The sequence below is a fragment of the Tardiphaga robiniae genome (genome assembly GCF_013359755.1).
Classification (GTDB): Bacteria; Pseudomonadota; Alphaproteobacteria; order Rhizobiales; family Xanthobacteraceae; genus Tardiphaga; species Tardiphaga robiniae.
This window is the reverse complement of sequence record NZ_JABMCJ010000059.1, coordinates 1-804: the sequence shown is the minus strand read 5'-3', so window position 1 is coordinate 804 and position 804 is coordinate 1. Positions and strand designations below refer to the sequence as shown.

The window sequence follows — 804 nt, the reverse complement described above, 5'->3', positions numbered from 1 at the left end:
CCTTGCACTCTTCGATAGTCCAGCGATGGCGGTTATGGTTTGATTCGATTTCGTCTACTGCTTCCTGCCCGATGCGGCTAATCAGTTCGACGCGATACGGAACGAGATTTCCGCTTTTGTGCTGGTTGCACACCACGCATTGCTTGTGAATATTGCGTTCATTAAATCGGAGTTGAGGTGCCGCAGCAGTTGTCCGGTAATGTCCGGCATCCCACTGAGCAGACGTGAGCGTTCCGCACGAGATACATGGTAAGTCGCGGTCTCTTTCTCTGATGAAGGCGTTTACGGCTTGTTGGGCTTGTTTAATCCAGTAACTGCGGGGCTTTAAGGCGAGTTTTCGAATCTTAAGTTTATCTTTCTGTTTCTGCTCCTCTCGTCGTCGTTTCTTCTCTGCTGCTTTTTCCGCTTTTTCGCGTTCTTTACTTCGTCGTTCGAGTGCTATCTTGGTTCCACACTCTGGAGAGCACCACCACTGATTAGCGAATGCAGGGTGAAACCATTCCCGGCATTCATCGTTTTTACATCGTCTTCGCGCTGGTTTAGCCATCATCTTCTTCCTCGTGCATCGAGCTATTCGGATCGCTCATCAGTTCTGCGCAGCAGTGCTCACACACGTGAACTTCCAGCACATGCAGCTTCTGACCGCAGTTAGCGCACGTTAAAGCTCGCTCGACGCTTTCTTGTTCGTAACTTCGATTTTGGTCAATCACCTTGTTTTCCTCGCACGACGTCTTAGCCACCGGATATCCCACAGGTGAGCCGTGTAGTTGAAGGTTTTTACGTCAGATTCTTTTGGGATTGGCT

3 protein-coding genes are annotated in these 804 nt (G+C 49.8%); all 3 read right to left on the bottom strand.

Translation table 11 applies throughout. The features are described 5' to 3' along the window. Positions 1-547: recombination protein NinG (locus HP556_RS01205; RefSeq protein ID WP_246297299.1), on the bottom strand; the 547-nt coding region annotated here is incomplete at its 3' end. Beyond that, on the bottom strand, positions 540-710 hold the full coding sequence (locus tag HP556_RS30450; RefSeq protein ID WP_000566997.1) for a protein NinF: 171 nt from the start codon (positions 708-710) through the stop codon (positions 540-542). The genes HP556_RS01205 and HP556_RS30450, both read right to left, overlap by 8 nt. Next, positions 707-799 (bottom strand): NinE family protein, encoded by a 93-nt coding sequence (locus HP556_RS01195; RefSeq protein WP_239640787.1) that lies wholly within the window; start codon positions 797-799, stop codon positions 707-709. Before HP556_RS01195 ends, HP556_RS30450 begins: the two co-directional genes overlap by 4 nt. Positions 800-804: the final 5 nt, after the last annotated feature.